At 59.0% G+C, this 19082-nt stretch carries 13 protein-coding genes; 12 read left to right on the top strand and 1 reads right to left on the bottom strand.

Annotated features, from left to right (window positions below):
- Positions 1-15 precede the first annotated feature (15 nt).
- Together B5G37_RS11585 and B5G37_RS11580 are read left to right on the top strand one after the other, a co-directional pair.
- Complete coding sequence (locus tag B5G37_RS11585; RefSeq protein WP_087257684.1) at positions 16-555, top strand: DUF1836 domain-containing protein; 540 nt, start codon at positions 16-18, stop codon at positions 553-555.
- A gap of 25 nt (positions 556-580) precedes the next feature.
- Entirely contained in the window at positions 581-1453 is an 873-nt protein-coding gene (locus B5G37_RS11580) for a DegV family protein (protein WP_087257681.1), read from the top strand.
- A gap of 49 nt (positions 1454-1502) precedes the next feature.
- On the opposite strand, the gene B5G37_RS11575 is transcribed toward B5G37_RS11580, so the two are convergent.
- Positions 1503-2564 carry a GntR family transcriptional regulator gene (locus B5G37_RS11575; protein WP_087257678.1) on the bottom strand — a complete coding sequence of 354 codons (1062 nt, stop codon included), beginning with the start codon at positions 2562-2564 and terminating at the stop codon, positions 1503-1505.
- A 542-nt stretch (positions 2565-3106) separates the two neighbouring features.
- Here B5G37_RS11575 and chvE point away from each other — a divergent pair.
- The 10 genes from chvE to B5G37_RS11525 all read left to right on the top strand — a co-directional run.
- Complete coding sequence (gene chvE, locus B5G37_RS11570) at positions 3107-4219, top strand: multiple monosaccharide ABC transporter substrate-binding protein (protein ID WP_087257675.1); 1113 nt, start codon at positions 3107-3109, stop codon at positions 4217-4219.
- A 165-nt stretch (positions 4220-4384) separates the two neighbouring features.
- Positions 4385-5932 (top strand): multiple monosaccharide ABC transporter ATP-binding protein, encoded by a 1548-nt coding sequence (mmsA, locus tag B5G37_RS11565; protein WP_087257672.1) that lies wholly within the window; start codon positions 4385-4387, stop codon positions 5930-5932.
- Positions 5932-7116, top strand: coding sequence for a multiple monosaccharide ABC transporter permease (gene mmsB, locus B5G37_RS11560; protein ID WP_087257669.1), 1185 nt, complete (start codon positions 5932-5934; stop codon positions 7114-7116). Before mmsA ends, mmsB begins: the two co-directional genes overlap by 1 nt.
- A 6-nt stretch (positions 7117-7122) precedes the next feature.
- The gene (locus tag B5G37_RS11555; protein WP_087257667.1) at positions 7123-7437 is read left to right on the top strand and encodes a hypothetical protein; all 315 of its coding nucleotides are present in this window, start codon (positions 7123-7125) and stop codon (positions 7435-7437) included.
- Positions 7438-7518: 81 nt separating this feature from the next.
- Complete coding sequence (locus tag B5G37_RS11550) at positions 7519-9105, top strand: FGGY-family carbohydrate kinase (protein WP_087257664.1); 1587 nt, start codon at positions 7519-7521, stop codon at positions 9103-9105.
- A 37-nt stretch (positions 9106-9142) separates the two neighbouring features.
- Entirely contained in the window at positions 9143-10612 is a 1470-nt protein-coding gene (gene araA, locus B5G37_RS11545) for an L-arabinose isomerase (protein WP_087257662.1), read from the top strand.
- A gap of 16 nt (positions 10613-10628) precedes the next feature.
- Positions 10629-11327: an L-ribulose-5-phosphate 4-epimerase gene (locus tag B5G37_RS11540; protein WP_087257659.1), complete on the top strand. Its 699-nt coding sequence runs from the start codon at positions 10629-10631 to the stop codon at positions 11325-11327.
- 79 nt (positions 11328-11406) lie between these two features.
- The gene (locus B5G37_RS11535) at positions 11407-12252 is read left to right on the top strand and encodes a transketolase (protein WP_087257656.1); all 846 of its coding nucleotides are present in this window, start codon (positions 11407-11409) and stop codon (positions 12250-12252) included.
- A 1-nt stretch (position 12253) separates the two neighbouring features.
- Entirely contained in the window at positions 12254-13198 is a 945-nt protein-coding gene (locus tag B5G37_RS11530) for a transketolase family protein (RefSeq protein ID WP_087257653.1), read from the top strand.
- Between the two features lie 321 nt (positions 13199-13519).
- Positions 13520-19082: discoidin domain-containing protein (locus B5G37_RS11525; RefSeq protein WP_087257649.1), on the top strand; the 5563-nt coding region annotated here is incomplete at its 3' end.

Here is a 19082-nt window from a genome sequence, read left to right as displayed (position 1 = left end):
GGAGGGGAGCCTGCCATGGAAGAACTGGTGGAACTCAAAGAGAAACTCACATCCCAGCGTCCGGATGGATGGGACAAGTTGCCTGACATTCCCCTGTATATGGATCAGGTGGTGTCCTACCTCACCCGACAGATGGTGTGCTTTGAGCCGGAGGACGCATTGACTTCGGCTATGATCAATAACTACATTAAGGACGGCCTGCTCTCCCGGGCCAACGGGAAGAAGTACGGCCAGGAGCATTTGGCCTATCTCACCGCCATCAGCGCCTTGAAGCAGGTGCTCAGCGTGCGGGAAATGCGCACCTTGGTGGCCATTGGCCGGGAAAACGGCACATCGGAGCAGCAGTATAACTACTTCTGCCGCTTTTTGGACCAGGCAGTGACCCAGGCTGCCGACCAGCTGGATGAAAACGCCGAGGTGGAGCAGCTGCCGGGCATGGTGCTCACCTACGCCCTGCAAAGCTATGCCCACGGCCTGGTGTGCCGCAGACTGTTGGAAATCATGGCCCGGAAGTCGGATCGCACCGACCTGCTTTTGGGTGGAAAGAAAAAGTAAATTATGTATAAGGAGGAACTGTCCCATGTCTAACTATGTGATTGTCACCGACTCGTCCTGTGATCTGCCCGCCAACCTGGTGGAAGAACTGGAATTACATAGCGTCCCTCTGGCCTTTCTCTTCGGGGAGAAGACCTTTTATAACTATCCGGACAACCGGGAGATGAGCCCCAAGACCTTCTACGACCGGCTGCGGGGCGGCGAGATGGCCACCACCAACGCCATCAATGTGGGACAGGTCACCGACTTTCTTACCCCCATGCTGGAGCAGGGGCAGGATATCCTGATCCTCAGCTTCTCTTCCGGCCTGTCCACCTCCTTCAACTCCTACACCATTGCCGCCCAGGACCTGGCTGAGCAGTATCCGGACCGCACCATCCGAGTGATTGACACCCTGTGCGCCTCTCTGGGCCAGGGCATGCTGGTGTATCAGGCCGCCAAGCTGCGCCAGGCGGGCAAGAGCCTGGAGGAAGTGGCCCAGTGGGTGGAGGAAAACAAGCTGCGCCAGTGCCACTGGTTCACCGTAGATGACCTGTTCTTCCTCAAGCGGGGCGGTCGTGTGTCTGCTGCCACCGCCGTGGTGGGTACCATGCTGCAAATCAAGCCCGTGCTCCACGTGGACGACGAGGGCCACCTCATCAACGTGGCCAAAGCCCGGGGCCGCAAGGCCTCTTTGCAGGCTCTGGTGGACAAGGTGGGCGAGCTGGGGGAGGACGTGGCCAACCAGACCATGTTCATCAGCCACAGCGACTGTGAGGCGGACGCCCAGTTTGTGGCCGACCAGATCAAGGCAAAGTACGGCACAAAGGAGATCATTCTCAACTACATTGGCCCTGTCATCGGCGCTCACACCGGCCCGGGCTGCGTGGCTCTGTTCTTCATGGGCAAACACCGATAAGACAGCAAAAGAAAAACCGGCGCGTATGCGCCGGTTTTTTTCTTGCTTGTTAGCTGCTTTGTCTCTCCACCAGCTCCCAGGGCGCCACCATAGACGCACCTTTCTTGCCGTGGAACAGATCCACCAGCAGTTGGGCGGCCATCTGACCCACGTTGTAGGAGCCGTGGGACAGGGAGGTGATGGGCACAGGGGCCAACTGGCTGTATGCGCTGTTGTCGAAGCTGACCACCGCCACATCCTGGGGCACCCGACGGCCCTTCTGGGTCAAGATAGTCACCAGACGGGAGGCCACCTCGTCGTTGTAGCACACCACGGCCGAACAGCCGGCCAATACCTTCAACACCTGCTCCCAAGGCTCGTCAGACTCCAACAAGTCCGCCTTGGACTCCGTGTTGTACCAGAAGACGTGCTGCTGCTCCAGGGGCAGTCCCAGGTCCCGCAGTCCCTCCAGATAGCCGGAGTAGCGCTGCAAGCCCTGAATGTCGTCGTTTTTGAACAGGCCCATAATGGCCCGGTGTCCTTTATTATAGAGGTATTCCACCAGCTGCCGTCCGCCCCGGTAGTTGTCGTCCAACACCGTCAGGCTGTCGGACAGCTCCTGGTAGCAGCCGTGGAGGAACACCATGGGGATGCCTCGGGCCATAATCTCCCGGTACAAATCCAGGTTGGGGTTGGGCAGACCCGTCTTGATGCCCTCCACCAAGATGCCGTCGGGCACATGCTCGTCCAGCAGGGAGGTGAGGATCTTGCGCTCATTGGCCACCTGGTTTTGGGTGGCATACAAGGTCAAGGCGCAGTTGTTGACGGACAGCACCGTTTCGATTTCCCGCAAGATAGACGGGAAAATATAGTTGCTGATGTAGGTGGTAATGACGGCCACGGTGCGCCGTCCTCCCTTATCTCGCTTGGCCAGATGGGAACCGCTGCCCTGGCGGCGCTCAATGAGCCCCTCCGAGGCCAACAGGCCCAGAGCCTGCCGTACCGTCTGGCGGCTGACCTGAAAGGTGGTGCAAAGGGTCTGTTCCGTGGGCAGGAGCATGGTTTCGTCGTATTTCCCGGTCTGAATTTCCCGGCGCAGGGTATCCGCAACCGTTTGGTACTTCGGCCGCATAGTCCCCCTCCTCTCTTGGGCTGCTGAGGAAGCAGTCACATCTCTCATGTTCACGAGTATATCATATTTGTCTACGGGGTGCAACGGTTGTCCTATAATTTGTCTTTGTATTTCTAAAAAGTCAGATACCTATTTGAAACACTTTGTCCTAATCGCATGGACAAAAACCGACTAAACACCAGAAAATGGGTGTCGGTGTAAGGGGAAAGACTGGGGGAAATGCTGGTATGTGCAAAAATGTGCGAATAATATTAAGCGTCGTTGTTCACTTTGACGAATGAATGGATTCTCAATTTTGTAATTTTTTCTCTTTTAAAAGTGAATATTTCTCAAAAATAGAGTACCAATTAACGGAAAAACAGATAGAATTCAAATTTGACTGCCTGATTTCATAAATTTGTATTGTTGCAAACCCAGAAAAATATATTTGTTCGTACATCTGCTTGACTTTTTGTATAATATCGCTATACTGAACTCAGAAACAGCCGAACGGGAAACGGAACAAAAACTGTTCGGTGAAGAAATGAACGGAGGTCAAAACAATGAAGAAGAAGTTACTTGCACTGTCCTTGTCCCTGGCCCTGGCGTTCTCTCTGGCCGCTTGCGGCAACGGTGGCTCCGGTGGCTCCGATTCCCCCTCTGGGGAAGGCGGCGTCGGCGAGGGCAAGACCGTCGGTATCGCCATGCCCACCCAGTCTTCCGAGCGCTGGATCAAGGATGGCGACAACATGAAGGCTCAGCTGGAAGAGCTGGGTTATGAAGTGAAGCTGCAGTACGCGGAGGACGACGTGCAGATGCAGGTCTCCCAGATCGAGAACTTTGTGGCTCAGCAGGTGGACTGCCTGGTCATCGCTGCCGTGGACTCCGGCGCTCTGACCACGGTGGAGGCTCAGGCCAAGACCGCTGGCATCCCCATCATCGCCTATGACCGTCTGCTGATGGACACCGATGCTGTTTCCTACTACGCCTCCTTCGATAACAAGGGCGTGGGTACCGCCATCGCCAACTACATCGTGGAAGCCAAGGACCTGGAGGCCGCTAAGGCCGCTGGCGAGAGCTACACCATCGAGTTCTTCATGGGCTCTCCCGACGACAACAACGCTGTGCTGCTGTATGAGGGCATCATGGAAGTGCTCCAGCCCTACCTGGACGACGGCACCCTGGTGTGCAAGAGCGGCCGTACTTCTTTCGATGAGACTTGTATCCTCCGCTGGAGCCAGGAGGAAGCTCAGAAGAACTGCGAGAATTACCTCTCCGGCTTCTATGCTGACGAGGATCTGGACATCGCCTGCTCCGCCTTTGACGGCTTCGCTTACGGCATCCGCTCCGCACTGGAAGGCGCTGGCTACACCGATGCCAACTGGCCTCTGATCACCGGCCAGGACGCCGAGCTGATGGCTGTTAAGAACATCATCTCCGGCAAGCAGTCCATGACCATCTACAAGGACACTCGTCTGCTGGCTGACAAGGCCGTGGGCATGGTCAACGCCGTGCTGACCGGCACCGAGCCCGAGGTCAACGACACTACCACCTACGACAACGGCGTGAAGGTGGTTCCCTCCTACCTGTGCACCCCCGTGGCTGTGGACAAGAGCAACTACGAGGAGCTGCTGGTGGACGGCGGCTACTACACCGCTGAGGATCTGGCCGGCTAATTCGGCTCGTCCCACAAAGAAATAGAAGAACAAGGTGGGGGGAGGCGGTTTGCCTCCCCCCACCATCGCCCAGAGACCTATCTGAAGCTACATAACCAAGCCCGGCGCGGCTTCAGATGGGCCTTGGGTGAGCAAGGTGAACAAGAGGAAAAAGGAGCTGAAGAAATGTCTGAGTACATCCTGGAAATGAACCACATTGTCAAGGAATTTTCCGGTGTAAAGGCCCTGGATGACGTGAACCTCAAGATCAAGCCCGGCGAGATCATGGCCATCTGCGGTGAAAACGGCGCTGGCAAGTCCACCTTGATGAATGTGCTGTCCGGTGTGTATCCCTACGGCGAGTACACCGGCGACATCGTCTACAAAGGCGAAGTGTGTAAGTTCCATAACATCCGTGAGAGCGAGGCCAAGGGCATCGTAATCATCCACCAGGAGCTGGCCCTGAGCCCCTACCTCTCCATTGCCGAGAACATTTTCTTGGGCAATGAGCGCAAAAAGGGCGGCGTCATCGACTGGAGCGCCACCCGCCGGGAGGCCAAGGCCTTGTTGGACCGGGTGGGCCTCACCGACGAGAACGTCAACACCCCCGTCAACGCTCTGGGCGTAGGCAAGCAGCAGCTGATTGAAATTGCCAAGGCCCTGGGTAAGAAGGCGGACCTGCTCATCCTGGATGAGCCCACCGCTGCTTTGAACGACAAGGAAAGTGCCCAGCTGCTGGAACTGATGCTCCAGCTCAAGGCCCAGGGCATGACCTGCATCATCATCTCCCACAAGCTGAACGAAATCAGCTACGTGGCCGACTCCATCACCATCATCCGTGACGGCCACACCATTGAGACCCTGCACAAGGGCACCGATGATTTCTCCGAGGACCGCATCATCAAGGGCATGGTGGGCCGTGAGCTCACCAACCGCTATCCCAAGCGGGAGGGCGTGACCAAGGGCGATGTGATCTTCGAGCTGAAGAACTGGAACGTGTACCATCCCGACGACGCCCACCGCCAGGTGCTTAAGGACATCAACATTCAGGTCCGGGCCGGCGAGGTTGTGGGTCTGGCTGGCCTGATGGGCGCAGGACGTACCGAGCTGGCCATGAGCTTGTTCGGCCACTCCTACGGCCAGAAGATCTCCGGCGAGATGTACATCAACGGCAAGAAGGTTGAGGCCAAGACGGTACGCCAGGCCATTGAAAACAAGCTGGCCTACGTCTCTGAGGACCGTAAGACCTACGGCCTGGTGCTCATCGACTCCATCAAGTTCAACATGAGCTTGTCCGCTCTGGGTAAATTCTTCTCCAAGCGGGGCGTGGTGGATCAGCGCAAGGAGACCCAGAAGGCGGAGGAGTACCGCAAGCTGATCAACGTCAAGACCACCTCCATCAACCAGACCGTGGGCTCTCTGTCCGGCGGTAACCAGCAGAAGGTGGTTCTGGCCAAGTGGATGCTCACCCAGCCCGACGTTCTGATTCTGGACGAGCCCACCCGCGGCATCGACGTGGGCGCCAAGTACGAAATCTACTGTGTCATCAACGAGCTGGCCAAGGCCGGCAAGGCTGTGATTATCATTTCCTCCGAAATGCCTGAGATCATCGGCACCTGCGACCGCACCTACGTGCTCAACGAGGGTGAGATCGCCGGCGAGCTGTCTGGAGAGATCACGCAAGAGGGAATCATGGGTTGTATTATGGCCCACAACAGAAAGGGAGATGCATAATGGAAAAGACCGCGACTAAGGCCAGAAGTGTGGCCTCCACTCATGTGAATCTGAGCATGAAGCAGTACGGCATGATTTTGGCTCTCATTGCCGTGTACGTTATCTTTGCCTTCCTCACCGATGGCAAGAACCTGACTTCCATCAACGTCAACAACCTGATCATGCAAAACGGCTACGTGATCATCCTGGCCGTCGGTATGCTGCTGTGCGTGTTGACCGGTAACGTGGACCTGGGCGTTGGCTCGGTGGTCGCCTCCTGCGGCGCTGTGGCCGGTACCCTCATCGTAGACTATGGTGCCAGCACTCCCGTAGCTATGCTGGCTTCCCTGGCTGTGGGCGCTCTGTTCGGCGCTTTCGTGGGCGTGTTCGTCTCCAAGCTGGCCATCCCCCCCTTCATCGTCACCCTGGCCACCATGCTCATGGGCCGTGGTATCTGCTACGTCATCCTCCAGGCCCAGACCAAGGGCCCTCTGCCCGCTGACTACACCTGGATCAGCACCGGCTTCCTTCCCACTGTGAAGGTGGGCGGCCTGGATATGGTCAGTATCGTCATCGGCATCGTCATCAGCGTACTCATTGTTCTCCTTGAGCTGCGCAGCTTCGCCGCTACCAAGAGACATGGTCTTCCCACCGCTCCCGTGTGGCAGCTGATCATCAAGGACGCTGTCATCATCGGCATCGTGATGTTCTTCTTCTACAAGCTGGCCGGCTTCTCCGGCGTGCCCGTGCTGCTCATCCTGCTGGCTGTCATCGTGGGCATCTACCACTTCATCACCACTCAGACCGTGGCTGGCCGTCAGATCTACGCCATGGGCGGTAACGCCAAGGCTGCTCGTCTGTCCGGTATCAACACCGAGAAGGTCTTCTTCTGGGTCTACGCCAACATGGGCCTGCTGTGCGGCGTGGCTGGCATCGTGCTCTCCGCTCGTAACGCTTCCGCTACCCCCAAGGCCGGCGACCAGTTCGAGATGGACGCCATCGCCTCCTGCTACATCGGCGGCGCTGCCACCTCCGGTGGCGTGGGCACCATCCTGGGCGCTGTGGTTGGCGCTCTGATCATGGGCGTTCTGAACAACGGTATGTCCCTGGCTGGCTTCGACACCAACGTGCAGAAGATCGTCAAGGGCGCCGTGCTGCTGGGTGCTGTTACCATCGACCTGCTGTCCAAGCGCAAGAAAGGCTAAGATACTATGAAACAAAAGCGTCCTTTTCGCCGCCCACTGCAACTGCATGTGCTGCTGCGGCTGGCCTGTGGAGCCTACCTAATTTATCTGGCCTGGGGCCTGCGGGAAGGCGCCTTCCAAGGCCAAAACGGCATGGTGTTCGGCATTGCCATGATTCTCTTTGGCCTGGTGGGTGTGGCCTTGGCAGGATGGAACATTTTCCTGCTGGCCACTGGCCGCTATCGACTTCCCCATGAGAGCGAGTATTTAGAGGACGCTCCTGCCTCGGAGTCAGAGATGGATGATTCCACGCAGTCATCCCCCCTGGACCCCAAGACCTAAGTTTTGGTGCGGAGTGCCTCTGGTTGCCAGACAATTGGAGGCACTCCGTTCTCCTTATTTTGAGAAAGAGGAGTTATTACTATGAACATTCCATCTATGATCTCCGCTGGTGAGGCTTGTCTGGGCATCGAGTTGGGCTCCACCCGCATCAAAGCGGTGCTCATCGGCCCCGACCACGCCCCCATTGCTTCTGGCGACCACAGCTGGGAGAACCGCTATGAGGGCGGCTACTGGACCTACTCCATGGAGGACGTTTGGACCGGCCTGCAAGAGGCCTATGCCAACCTGTCCGCCGACGTGGGAACCCGCTATGGAGTAAAACTCACCCGGGTGGCCAGCATGGGCTTTTCCGCCATGATGCACGGCTACCTGCCCCTGAACGCCCAGGGGGAGCTGCTGGCTCCCTTCCGTACCTGGCGCAACACCACCACCGGCCCCGCCGCTCAGGCTCTGAGCCAGCGCTTCCACTTCAACATTCCCCAGCGCTGGTCCATTGCCCACCTGTATCAGGCCATCCTCAACGGGGAGGAGCATGTCTCCGACATCGCCATCCTCACCACCCTGGCCGGGTACGTCCACTGGAAGCTCACCGGCTCCAACGTGCTGGGTGTGGGCGATGCCAGCGGCGTGTTCCCCATTGACTCCAACACCTGCGACTACGACCAGACCATGGTGGACAGCTTCGACGAGCTGGTCTCGGACAAGGGTTATCCCTGGAAGCTGCGGGACATCCTGCCCCAGGTGGCCACCGCAGGTGCCCACGCCGGCGTGCTCACCCCCGAGGGCGCCAAATTGCTGGACCCCACCGGCAACCTGCAGCCCGGCGCCATCTTCTGCCCCCCCGAGGGCGACGCAGGCACCGGCATGGCTGCCACCAACGCGGTAGCCAAGCGCACCGGCAACGTCTCCGCCGGTACCTCTGTATTTGCTATGATCGTGCTGGAGAAGGCCCTGAAGGACATGTACGAGGAAATCGACATGGTTACCACTCCCGACGGCGCTCCCGTGGCCATGGTGCACTGCAACAACTGTACCAACGAAATCAACGCCTGGGCCAACGTCTTTGAGGGCTTGCTCACCGCCCTGGGCCATGAGGTGGACAAGAACGCACTGTACACCGCCATGTTCACCAAGGCTCTGGAGGGCAAGGCCGATTGCGACGGCCTGCTGCTGTACAACTACCTCTCCGGCGAGCCGGTCACCGGTTTGAGTGACGGCCGTCCCCTGCTGGTGCGGGGCCCGGAGGCGAAACTGAACTTTGCAAACTTCATGCGGACCCAGCTGTATTCCGCTCTGGCCACTTTGAAGGTGGGGCTGGACATTCTGGCTAAGGAGCAGGTGAAGGTGGACCGGCTCATGGGCCACGGCGGCTTCTTCAAGACCCCCGTGGTGGGCCAGCGCATCATGGCCGCTGCCGCCAACAGCCCTGTGGCTGTGATGGAGACCGCCGGCGAGGGCGGCCCCTGGGGCATGGCTCTGCTGGCTGCCTACGCCGTGCACAAGGCGGAGGGCCAGTCCCTCCAGGATTACCTGGACACCCAGGTTTTTGGCGACCAGAAGGTATCCGTGGTGGAGCCTGTGGCCGAAGATGTGGAGGGCTTTGCCAACTTTATGGTGCACTACAAGGCCGGTCTGGCCGTGGAGCGCAGCGCTGTGGAACACGTGTAAATCATACATAATAAGCATATAAATGGAGGTTATTACCATGAACAACAAAGAGTTTTGGTTTGTCGTCGGCAGCCAGTTCCTGTATGGTCCCGAAGTGCTGGAGACCGTGGCTGCCCGTGCCGCTGAGATGGTGGACACCCTGAATGCCACCGGCAACCTGCCCTGTAAGCTGGTGTACAAGGTCACCGCCAAGACCAATCAGGAGATCACCGACGTGGTGAAGGCCGCCAACTATGACGACAACTGCTGCGGCATCGTCACCTGGTGCCACACCTTCTCCCCCTCCAAGATGTGGATCAACGGTCTGGCCAATCTCCAGAAGCCCTACTGCCACTTTGCCACCCAGTACAACCTGGAGATCCCCAACGAGGAGATCGACATGGACTTTATGAACCTCAACCAGGCTGCCCACGGTGACCGTGAGCACGGCTTCATCGCCGCCCGCCTGCGTATGCCTCGCAAGGTCATCGCCGGCTACTGGAAGGACGAAGAGGTGCAGAAGCGTCTGGGCCGCTGGATGCGCACCTGCCTGGGCGTGGACTTCTCCAAGTCTCTGAAGGTCATGCGTTTTGGCGACAACATGCGCGAAGTGGCCGTCACCGAGGGCGACAAGGTGGAAGTGCAGACCAAGCTGGGCTGGCAGGTGAACACCTGGCCTGTGGGCAAGCTGGTGGAGACCATGAACGAGGTCACCGAGGCTGAGATTGACGCTCTGATGGACACCTACAAGGCCGAGTATGACTTTGCCACCGATGATCTGGACACTGTGCGCTATCAGGCTCGGGAAGAGATCGCCATGAAGAAGATGATGGACGCCGAGGGCTGCAAGGCTTTCGCCAACACCTTCCAGGATCTCTACGGCATGAAGCAGCTGCCCGGTCTGGCCAGCCAGCACCTGATGGCTCAGGGCTACGGCTACGGCGGCGAGGGCGACTGGAAGGTGTCCGCCATGACCGCCATCATGAAGGTCATGGGTGAGAACGGCAACGGCGCCTCCGCCTTTATGGAGGACTACACCTATCACCTGGTGCCCGGTCAGCAGTACTCCCTGGGCGCTCACATGCTGGAGGTGTGCCCCTCTGTGGCCGCCGCTCGTCCCCGCATCGAGGTCCATCCCCTGGGCATCGGCGACCGGGAAGACCCCGCCCGTCTGGTGTTTGAGGGCAAGGAAGGCGACGGTATCGTGGTCTCCCTCATCGACATGGGTGGCCGTCTGCGCCTGATCTGCCAGGACATCCACTGTGTCAAGCCCATCATGGATATGCCCAACCTGCCTGTGGCCCGCGTGATGTGGCAGGCTGAGCCCTCCCTGACCACTGGTTTGGAGTGCTGGATCACCGCTGGCGGCGCCCACCACACCGTCCTCAGCTACGACGTCACCGCCGAGCAGATGAAGGACTGGGCCACCATTATGGGCATCGAGTTTGTCCACATTGGCAAGGACACCACCGTGGAAGGCCTGGAGAAGGAACTGTTCTGGAACGACCTGGCCTGGAAGCTGAAGTAAGCGGGAGGGAAGTAATATGCTGGAAGAACTGAAAGCATTGGTCTGCCAGGCCAACCTGGCACTGCCCGCTCACGGGCTGGTTACCTTCACTTGGGGCAATGTTTCCGGCATTGATCGTGAAAAAGGGCTTGTGGTCATCAAGCCTTCTGGTGTAGAATATGATGGAATGACCCCGGAGGACATGGTGGTGGTCAGTCTGGAGACCGGCGAGCGGGTGGAGGGCAAGTGGAAGCCCTCCAGCGACACCGACACCCACATCGCCCTGTACAAGGCCTTCCCCACACTGGGCGGCGTGGTGCACACCCACAGCCGTTGGGCCACCTCCTTTGCCCAGGCTGGGCGGGGCGTTCCCGCCTTTGGCACCACCCAGGGTGACTACTTCTACGGGGAAATTCCCTGCACCCGGCCCATGACCCCGGAGGAAATCGGGGGCTCTTACGAGCTGGAGACCGGAAACGTCATCATCGAGACGTTCCGCCAGCGGGGCATTGATCCCGCCCAGGTGCCTGCCGCCCTGGTATACAGCCATGGCCCCTTCGCCTGGGGTACCGATCCCATGAACGCGGTGCACAACGCCGTGGTTCTGGAAGAGGTGTCCTTCATGGCCTTCCACGCCATGGCCCTCACCCCCGGTCTGGCCCCCATGCAGCAGGAACTGCTGGACAAGCACTACCTGCGCAAGCATGGCCCCGGCGCCTACTACGGCCAGGGTTAAATCCGCAAACAGTCCCCAAGGGCGTACGTTCGTACGCCCTTGGGGTGTTGCCCACTTTAGGAAAAAGGAGTTTGAAACTATGACCGCAGCTGAGAAAAAGCAACTGGCTGTGACCGCCTGCAAGGTGCGTATGGGTGTCATCGAGGGTACCCACGCCGCCAAGGCCGGTCATCCTGGCGGCAGCCTGTCCGCCGCCGACCTGTTCACCTACCTCTACTTCAAGGAGATGAACGTGGACCCCGCCAATCCCAAGGATGAGAACCGGGACCGTTTTGTCCTCTCCAAGGGCCACACCGCCCCCGGCCTCTACGCCGCTTTGGCCAACCGTGGCTTCTTCCCCGTGTCCGACCTGCTCACCCTGCGCCAGATCGGCAGCCACCTCCAGGGCCACCCCAACATGAACGAGACCCCCGGCGTGGACATGTCCACCGGCTCTCTGGGTCAGGGCGTGTCCGCCGCTGCCGGTATGGCTCTGGCTGCCAAGTACCAGGGCAAGGACTGCCGGGTGTACACCCTGCTGGGTGACGGCGAGATCCAGGAAGGCCAGGTGTGGGAGGCTTTCATGTTCGCCCACCACTACAAGCTGGACAACTTCTGCGCCATCATCGACAACAACGGCCTGCAGATCGACGGCAACGTGGCCGACGTCATGTCCCCCTACCCCATCGACGAGAAGCTGAAGGCCTTCGGCTTTGAGGTGGCGGTGATCGACGGCCACAACTTTGACGAGATGGAGGCCGCCTTCGCCAAGGCCCGTGAGACAAAGGGCGTGCCCTTTGCCATCATCATGAAGACCACCAAGGGCAAGGGTGTGAGCTTCATGGAGAACAACGCCGGCTGGCACGGCAAGGCCCCCAACGACCAGGAATACGAGCAGGCCATGGGCGAGCTGAAGGCTGCCCTGGCAGAAGTGGAGGGCATGTAACATGGCAGACGTGAAGAAAATTGCAACCCGTGAGAGCTACGGCAACGCTCTGAAGGAGCTGGGCGCTACCTGCTCCAACCTGGTGGTGTTTGACGCTGACCTGGCTGGCGCCACCAAGACCGGCACCTTCCTCAAGGCCTTCCCCGACCGTCACTTTGACTGTGGCATCGCCGAGGGCAACATGATCACTGTGGCCGCTGGTGCTTCCACCATGGGCCTGGTGCCCTTTGCCTCCTCCTTCGCCATGTTCGCCGCTGGCCGCGCCTTTGAGCAGGTGCGCAACTCCATCGGCTACCCCCACCTGAACGTGAAGATCGGCGCCACCCATGGCGGCATCTCCGTGGGTGAGGACGGCGCTTCTCACCAGTGCTGTGAGGACTTCGCCCTCATGCGTACCATCCCCGGCATGGTGGTCATGTCCCCCTCCGACGACGTGGAGGCCCGGGCCATGGTGAAGGCCGCCTACGAGCACGTGGGCCCTGTGTACATGCGCTTTGGCCGCGCCGCCGTCCCCGTCATCCACGATGAGGAGACCTTCTCCTTCCAGATCGGCAAGGGCGAGGTGCTCACCGAGGGCACTGACGTGGCCATCATCGCCAATGGCCTGCTGGTGGCTGAGGCTCTGGAGGCTGCCAAGACTCTCTCTGAGGCCGGCATCTCCGCCCGGGTCATCAACATGGCCACCATCAAGCCCCTGGACGAGGAGCTGGTGCTGAAGGCCGCAAAGGAGTGCGGCAAGATCATCACCTGCGAGGAGCACAACGTCATCGGCGGTCTGGGCGAGGCCGTGTGCGGCGTGCTCAGCGAGAAGTGCCCCACTCCCGTGCGCCGCATCGGCGTCAACGACGAGTTCGGTCACTCCGGCCCTGCCGGCGCTCTGCTCAAGCAGTTTGGCCTGTGCGCAGACCATATTGTGGAAGTGGCAAAGGAATTTGTTGGCAAATAATCACATATTTTGTTTCGGTAACCCGGCTGTATGGCCGGGTTACCGAATTTTTTTTCGAAAAATCCCCCATAGATTTTTACGAAAAATTTTACTGGACGGGTATGTTTTGTGGAGAGAACCATGTAGAAAATCAAAAACTGCACAAGAATCCATAACGTTTATCTATTCCGCACAATACCACTCAAAAGGAAAAGTCTAGTATTGTGTTTTATTACAACCCATGGTACACTTAGCCTGCTCATTTTGCCCCATTGGCGACAAAAAATGTAATTTCCAGAACGTGTAAAAAGTTTTGGGCAAACGAATCGAAGGAGGAGTATCATGGGTTCCAAGAAACGGCTGCTTGCAGGGGCCTTGGCTTTGGCAACCTGTGTCAACCTGGTGACGGTTGGCGCATTTGCAGGACAAGGGGCTCGCTCTACAAGCACACAGACATCTTCCCCGGAAGAGACCGTCTACGTCAACAGCTACGGCGGGGACAGCCGTCAGGTGGATTTCTCCAACCACTGGCGGTTTAACCTGGGCAGCGGCAGCGAGGCAGTGGATTACAACGACTCTGCCTGGCGTGACGTGGATCTGCCCCACGATTACAGCATTGAACAGGAGTACACCAAGAACGGTGAAGCCGAGAGCGGCTACCTGCCCGGCGGCACCGGCTGGTACCGTAAGACCTTTACCCTGGATGAGGCCTGGAAGGGTAAGGTTATCACTGTGGACTTCGGCGGCGTGTACATGAACGCCACCGTCTACCTCAACGGCAAGGAGCTGGGCTTCCATCCCTACGGCTACACTGCCTTCTCCCTGGAGCTGCCTCAGGACCTGCTGAAGTACGATGGTGAGAACGTGCTGGCGGTGAAGGTGGATCACAAGACTCCCTCCAGCCGCTGGTACTCCGGCAGCGGTATCTACCGCTCCGTGCACCTCACCGTCACCGATCCTGTGCACGTGGACAAGTATGGCACCTATGTGACCACCCCCAACCTGGCCACCAGCAATGGAGTTGACGGCACGGTGAAGGTGCTCACCACCGTGGCCAACAGCAGCAACGAGGATGCCGAGGTGGTGGTACATCAGTCCATCTACCAGGGCGATGCCAAGGAGCCTGTGGCCACCGTTGAGGGAGATATTATCACTGTCGAGGCGGGTAAGACCGCAGACGTGACCCTCACCACAAAGGTGGACAACCCCGCTCTGTGGGATACCGACCACCCCAATCTGTACACCGTCAAGACGGAGATCGTCCAGGACGAGCAGGTGGTGGACACCTACACCACCGAGTTCGGCTTCCGCTGGATGGAGTTCAGCAATGAGTACGGCATGAAGCTCAATGGAGAGATCACCAAGCTCCAGGGCGTGTGTATGCACCACGACCAGGGCGCTCTGGGCTCCGAGGCCTGGTACCGGGCCATTGAGCGCCAGATCGACATCCTCAAGGAGATGGGTTGTAACGCCATCCGCGTCACCCATAACCCTGCTGCCGATGAGCTGGTGGAGATCGCCAACCGCAAGGGCATCATGCTCATTGACGAGGCCTTTGATACCTGGGTTCTGGAGAAGAACTACAACAGCTATGACTACTCTCACACCTTCAATCAGACGGTGGGTGAGGGAAATCATCTGCTGGGCACCACTCCCACGATGACCTGGAGTGAGTATGACCTGAAGACCATGGTCAACCGGGACAAGAACGCTCCCTCTGTGATCATGTACTCCCTGGGCAACGAGTTGCTGGAAGTGACTCAGTCCGGCGGCAACAACTACGGCGAGATCGCCGAGAAGCTGTGCGGCTATGTGGAGAGCATCGACACCACCCGTCCCATCACCTTCGGCGACAACAAGCTGAAGGCCGACTATGGTAACGGTGATTCCCGCTCCAACGCCATTGCGGAAGTGATTGCCAAGCACAACGGCCTGGTGGGCTACAACTACACCACCGAAGACGTGTTGAATAAAGGCGCGGAAAAGGGCTGGCTGGTGTACCACTCCGAGACCGCTTCTGCCGTCAACAGCCGTGGCGTGTATGACCGCAAGGGCTCTCAGACGGACAAAAACGGCGACTACCTGCTGACCTCTTACGACAAGAGTAAGGTGGGCTGGGGTCATGTGGCCAGTGAGGCCTGGTGGCGCACCATCACCCAGGACAACAGCACGGGTGAGTTTGTGTGGACCGGCTTTGACTACATCGGCGAGCCTACCCCCTGGAACGGTGTGTCCGCCGGTGCTCAGGGCGTGTGGCCCAAGTCCCCCAAGTCCTCTTACTTCGGCATCATTGATACCAATGGCCTGCCCAAGGATACCTTCTATCTGTATCAGAGCCAGTGGAACGATGATGTGACCACCCTGCATGTACTGCCCACCTGGAACGAGGCTGACGTGGAGAGAGACAGCAATGGCAAGGTGGAAGTGGTGGTGTACTCTGACGCCGCCAAGGTGGAGCTGCTGCTGAACGGGAAGGTCGTGGGCGTTGCCAAGACCACCGAGAACCACACCAATGCCGGCTACACCTATCGTACCTTCTCTGCTGGTGAGATGCCCAACGGAGAGGCCAACACCTTCAGCGCTGCCTCTGGGCACCAGAGCCTGTACGCTACCTTCTGGCTTCCCTATGCTGAGGGTACTCTGGAGGCCAAGGCTTATGATGCTGAGGGTCATCTCATTGAAAAGACTTCCGGCCGCAACGTGGTCAAGACCACTTCCAAGGTTACACAGCTCACCGCCCAGGCCGACCGCACCGAGATCGTGGCCGACGGTGACGACCTGAGCTACATCACCATCGATGTCAAGGATGCCGACGGCAACCTGGTTAACACCGACGACGTCAACGTCAAGCTCTCCATCAAGGGCGACGGTAAGATTGTGGGCGTGGATAATGGCCGTCAGCCTGACCACACCTCTTACCAGAGCACCAGCCGCAACGTGGGTGCCGGCCAGCTGGTGGCCATTGTGCAGTCCACCGACAAGGCTGGCTCCTTCACCGTCACTGCAACGGCCGACGGTCTGAGCGACACCTCCGTCACCGTGAAGACCACTGCCCCTGAGACCGGTGAGGGCGCTGACAAGACCATTGTCAGCTATGAGATCTCTCGTTACCACTATGTCAAGGTGGGCAATAAGCCCCAGCTGCCCGAGACCGTGAAGGTCAACTACAACGATGGCACCTCTGATGAGCTGAAGGTGACCTGGAACAGCTATGATGAGAAGCTCATTGAGCAAGTGGGCTCCTTCGCCATCACTGGCACCCTGGAAGGCAGCAACATCACCGTCACCGTCAACATCACCATGCTGGATCGTGTGGCTGCTCTGCTCAACTACTCCACCACGGTGCCTGTGGGCGCAGAGTCTGTGGGATTGCCCGAGTCTCGTCCTGCCGTTCTGGCCGACGGTACCATCCTCAATGCCGAGTTCCCCGTGGAATGGCAGATCCCTGAGGCTCTGACCAAGACCGAGGGTACCACTCTGGTCAAGGGCACCAGCTCTGTGTTTGGCGAGACCCTGGAGGTTACTGCCTCTGTGCGTGTGGCCCAGGGCAACATGCAGTATGGCGAAAATGTGGCGGTCAACGCCAACCAGCTGACCCAGAGCATTGCCAGCAACTACCAGAGCGACAGCCTGGAAGCCATTCGCGATGGCAACACCGCTTACAAGCCCATCACGGGCAACGGAGATACCAACAACAATGTGTGGTCCACATACAAGTGGTCCCAGTCCGGTGAGACTGGCAGCAACCAGGCCAGCGTTGAGTTTACCTACGCTACCAACCAGGCTCTGGGCAAGCTCGTGCTGTACTACTTCACCGACTCCTGGTCCGCTGCCAAGCCGGACAACATCGAACTGAAGTACTCCGTCAATGGCGAAGGCTATGTGGACTTTGCCAACCTGAAGCAGACCGAGGAAGATCTGGGCGATTCCAATGGCGCCCACCTCTATCGCGTCACCTATACCTTCGATTCCGCATCGGTTCTGAAGCTCCGAATCAACCTGACCAGCAAAGCCGGAACTCCCAGCAGCCCCTCCACCGCCAAGGCATTCTGCGTTGGCCTGACCGAGGTGGAGCTCTATCCCGTGGAGACCAGCTATCCGGTCAACAGTTCCGCAGATCTCACCGGCATCACCTTCAACGGCAAGGAGTGGAGCGCCAGCGAGCTGGCTGCCCACACCTACTCCACTGAGGCCCTGGTGGTGGACTCTCTGAAGGTGGACAGCGGCAACAACGCCTCCTACACCGTCCTGCCCGCCCACGACAACGTGGTGAAGATCCTCACCGAGTCGGAGGACCATGCCAAGCGCGGCACCTACACCATCCAGCTGGGGGCTGCTCCCGCTGAGGACGATCCCGCCGATGGCAGTCGCGACTATGACTACGCCAAGACCTCGGCCAACGCCGCCAGCGAGCAGAACGGCAACCCGGCCAGCTACGTGGTGGACGGCAAGAATAACACCCATTGGCATACCAACTGGAATGCCCAGGCGGGGGATGCAGACCTGTCGGACAACCCGGATAAGCGTTATATCCAGCTGACGCTGGAGCAACCCGCCACCTTGGACGCGCTGCGCTACCTGCCCCGTCAGGGCAACGGAGATGGCGACGCCAATGGCCGGGTCACCGGATACCGCGTGGAAGTGAGTACCGACGGCACCGATTGGACCAAGGTATCGGAGGGTACCTGGGCCAACAACATAGACTGGAAGATTGCCGTGTTTGACCAGCCTGTCCAGGCCAAATTTGTGCGCCTGTACGGGGTGGAGACGGTGAGCAACTCCACGGCCAATGCGTTTATGTCTGCCGCCGAGGTGCGGGTGCGCCTGGCACAGGAGAAGATCGACCTGTCCAAGGCCCAGATCAACCTGGAACAGGAGTCTTACGAATACACCGGTTCCGCCATCGAGCCCAAGGTCACCTCTGTGGTGCTGGACGGCAAGACACTGGCCTACGGCCTGGACTACACCGTGAGCTACGCCAACAACACCGCCCCCGGAACCGGTACCGTCACCGTGCAAGGTATCGTAAACTACACCGGCACCGCCACCAAGACCTTTACCATCCAGGGCGATGAAAATCTGGCATTGAAGCAGGAGGGCAGCACCTTGCCCCTGGCGGTGTCCTTCTACGCCCCTGGCAGCGACAGCGCCGCCAACATCAACGACGGCGAAAAGACCTTCAGCGTGTCACAGGGCAAGAAGGTGTGGTCGGACTGGGAGCGCAAGGAAAATGAGAATGTGTTCCACGACGCCCCCTGGGTAGGCATCGTCTTGAAGGAAACCACCACCGTGGACCGCATTTCCATTGGCTTTATTGATGAGGCTGCCAGCGACGATCCCAACGTGGTGCAGGGCAACATGGTGCGTCTGCCCGCCTCCTATGAGATTCAGGTCTACGTGGGTACCGACAAGCTGGATTATCAGGCCGACCATGTGGACAACGGCCGCAACTGGCCTGTTATGAACAGCCAGGAAAACTGGAAGACCGTGGCCACCGTCACCGAGCTGCCCGAGTCCAAGGACTATGCCCAGATGTTGGACACCACCTTTGACCCGGTGGAGACCGCCGCCATCCGAGTGGTCATGAAGCCCCAGGCCAACCAGTGGGTGGGCGTGGACGAGCTGGAGGTCTATGGCCCCAGCAAGGAGGTTCCCCAGTCTTACAACGTCACCGTCCAGACCCAGGGTGAGGGCTCCGCTTCCGCCGATCCCACCACCGCCCAGGCTGGCGCCACCATTACGCTGACCCAGACCGCCGCCGAAGGCTGGCACTTCAAGGAGTGGAAGAGTGACGACGTGACCATCACCGACAACACCTTTACCATGTCCAACGGGGATGTGACTGTCACGGCCGTGTTTGAGGAGGACAGCAAGCCTGAGCCTACCCCCACACCCCAGCCCACCC

Source organism: Pseudoflavonifractor sp. An85 (assembly GCF_002161235.1).
Classification (GTDB): Bacteria; Bacillota; Clostridia; order Oscillospirales; family Oscillospiraceae; genus Enterenecus.
This window is presented reverse-complemented; position numbering and strand designations above follow the sequence as displayed.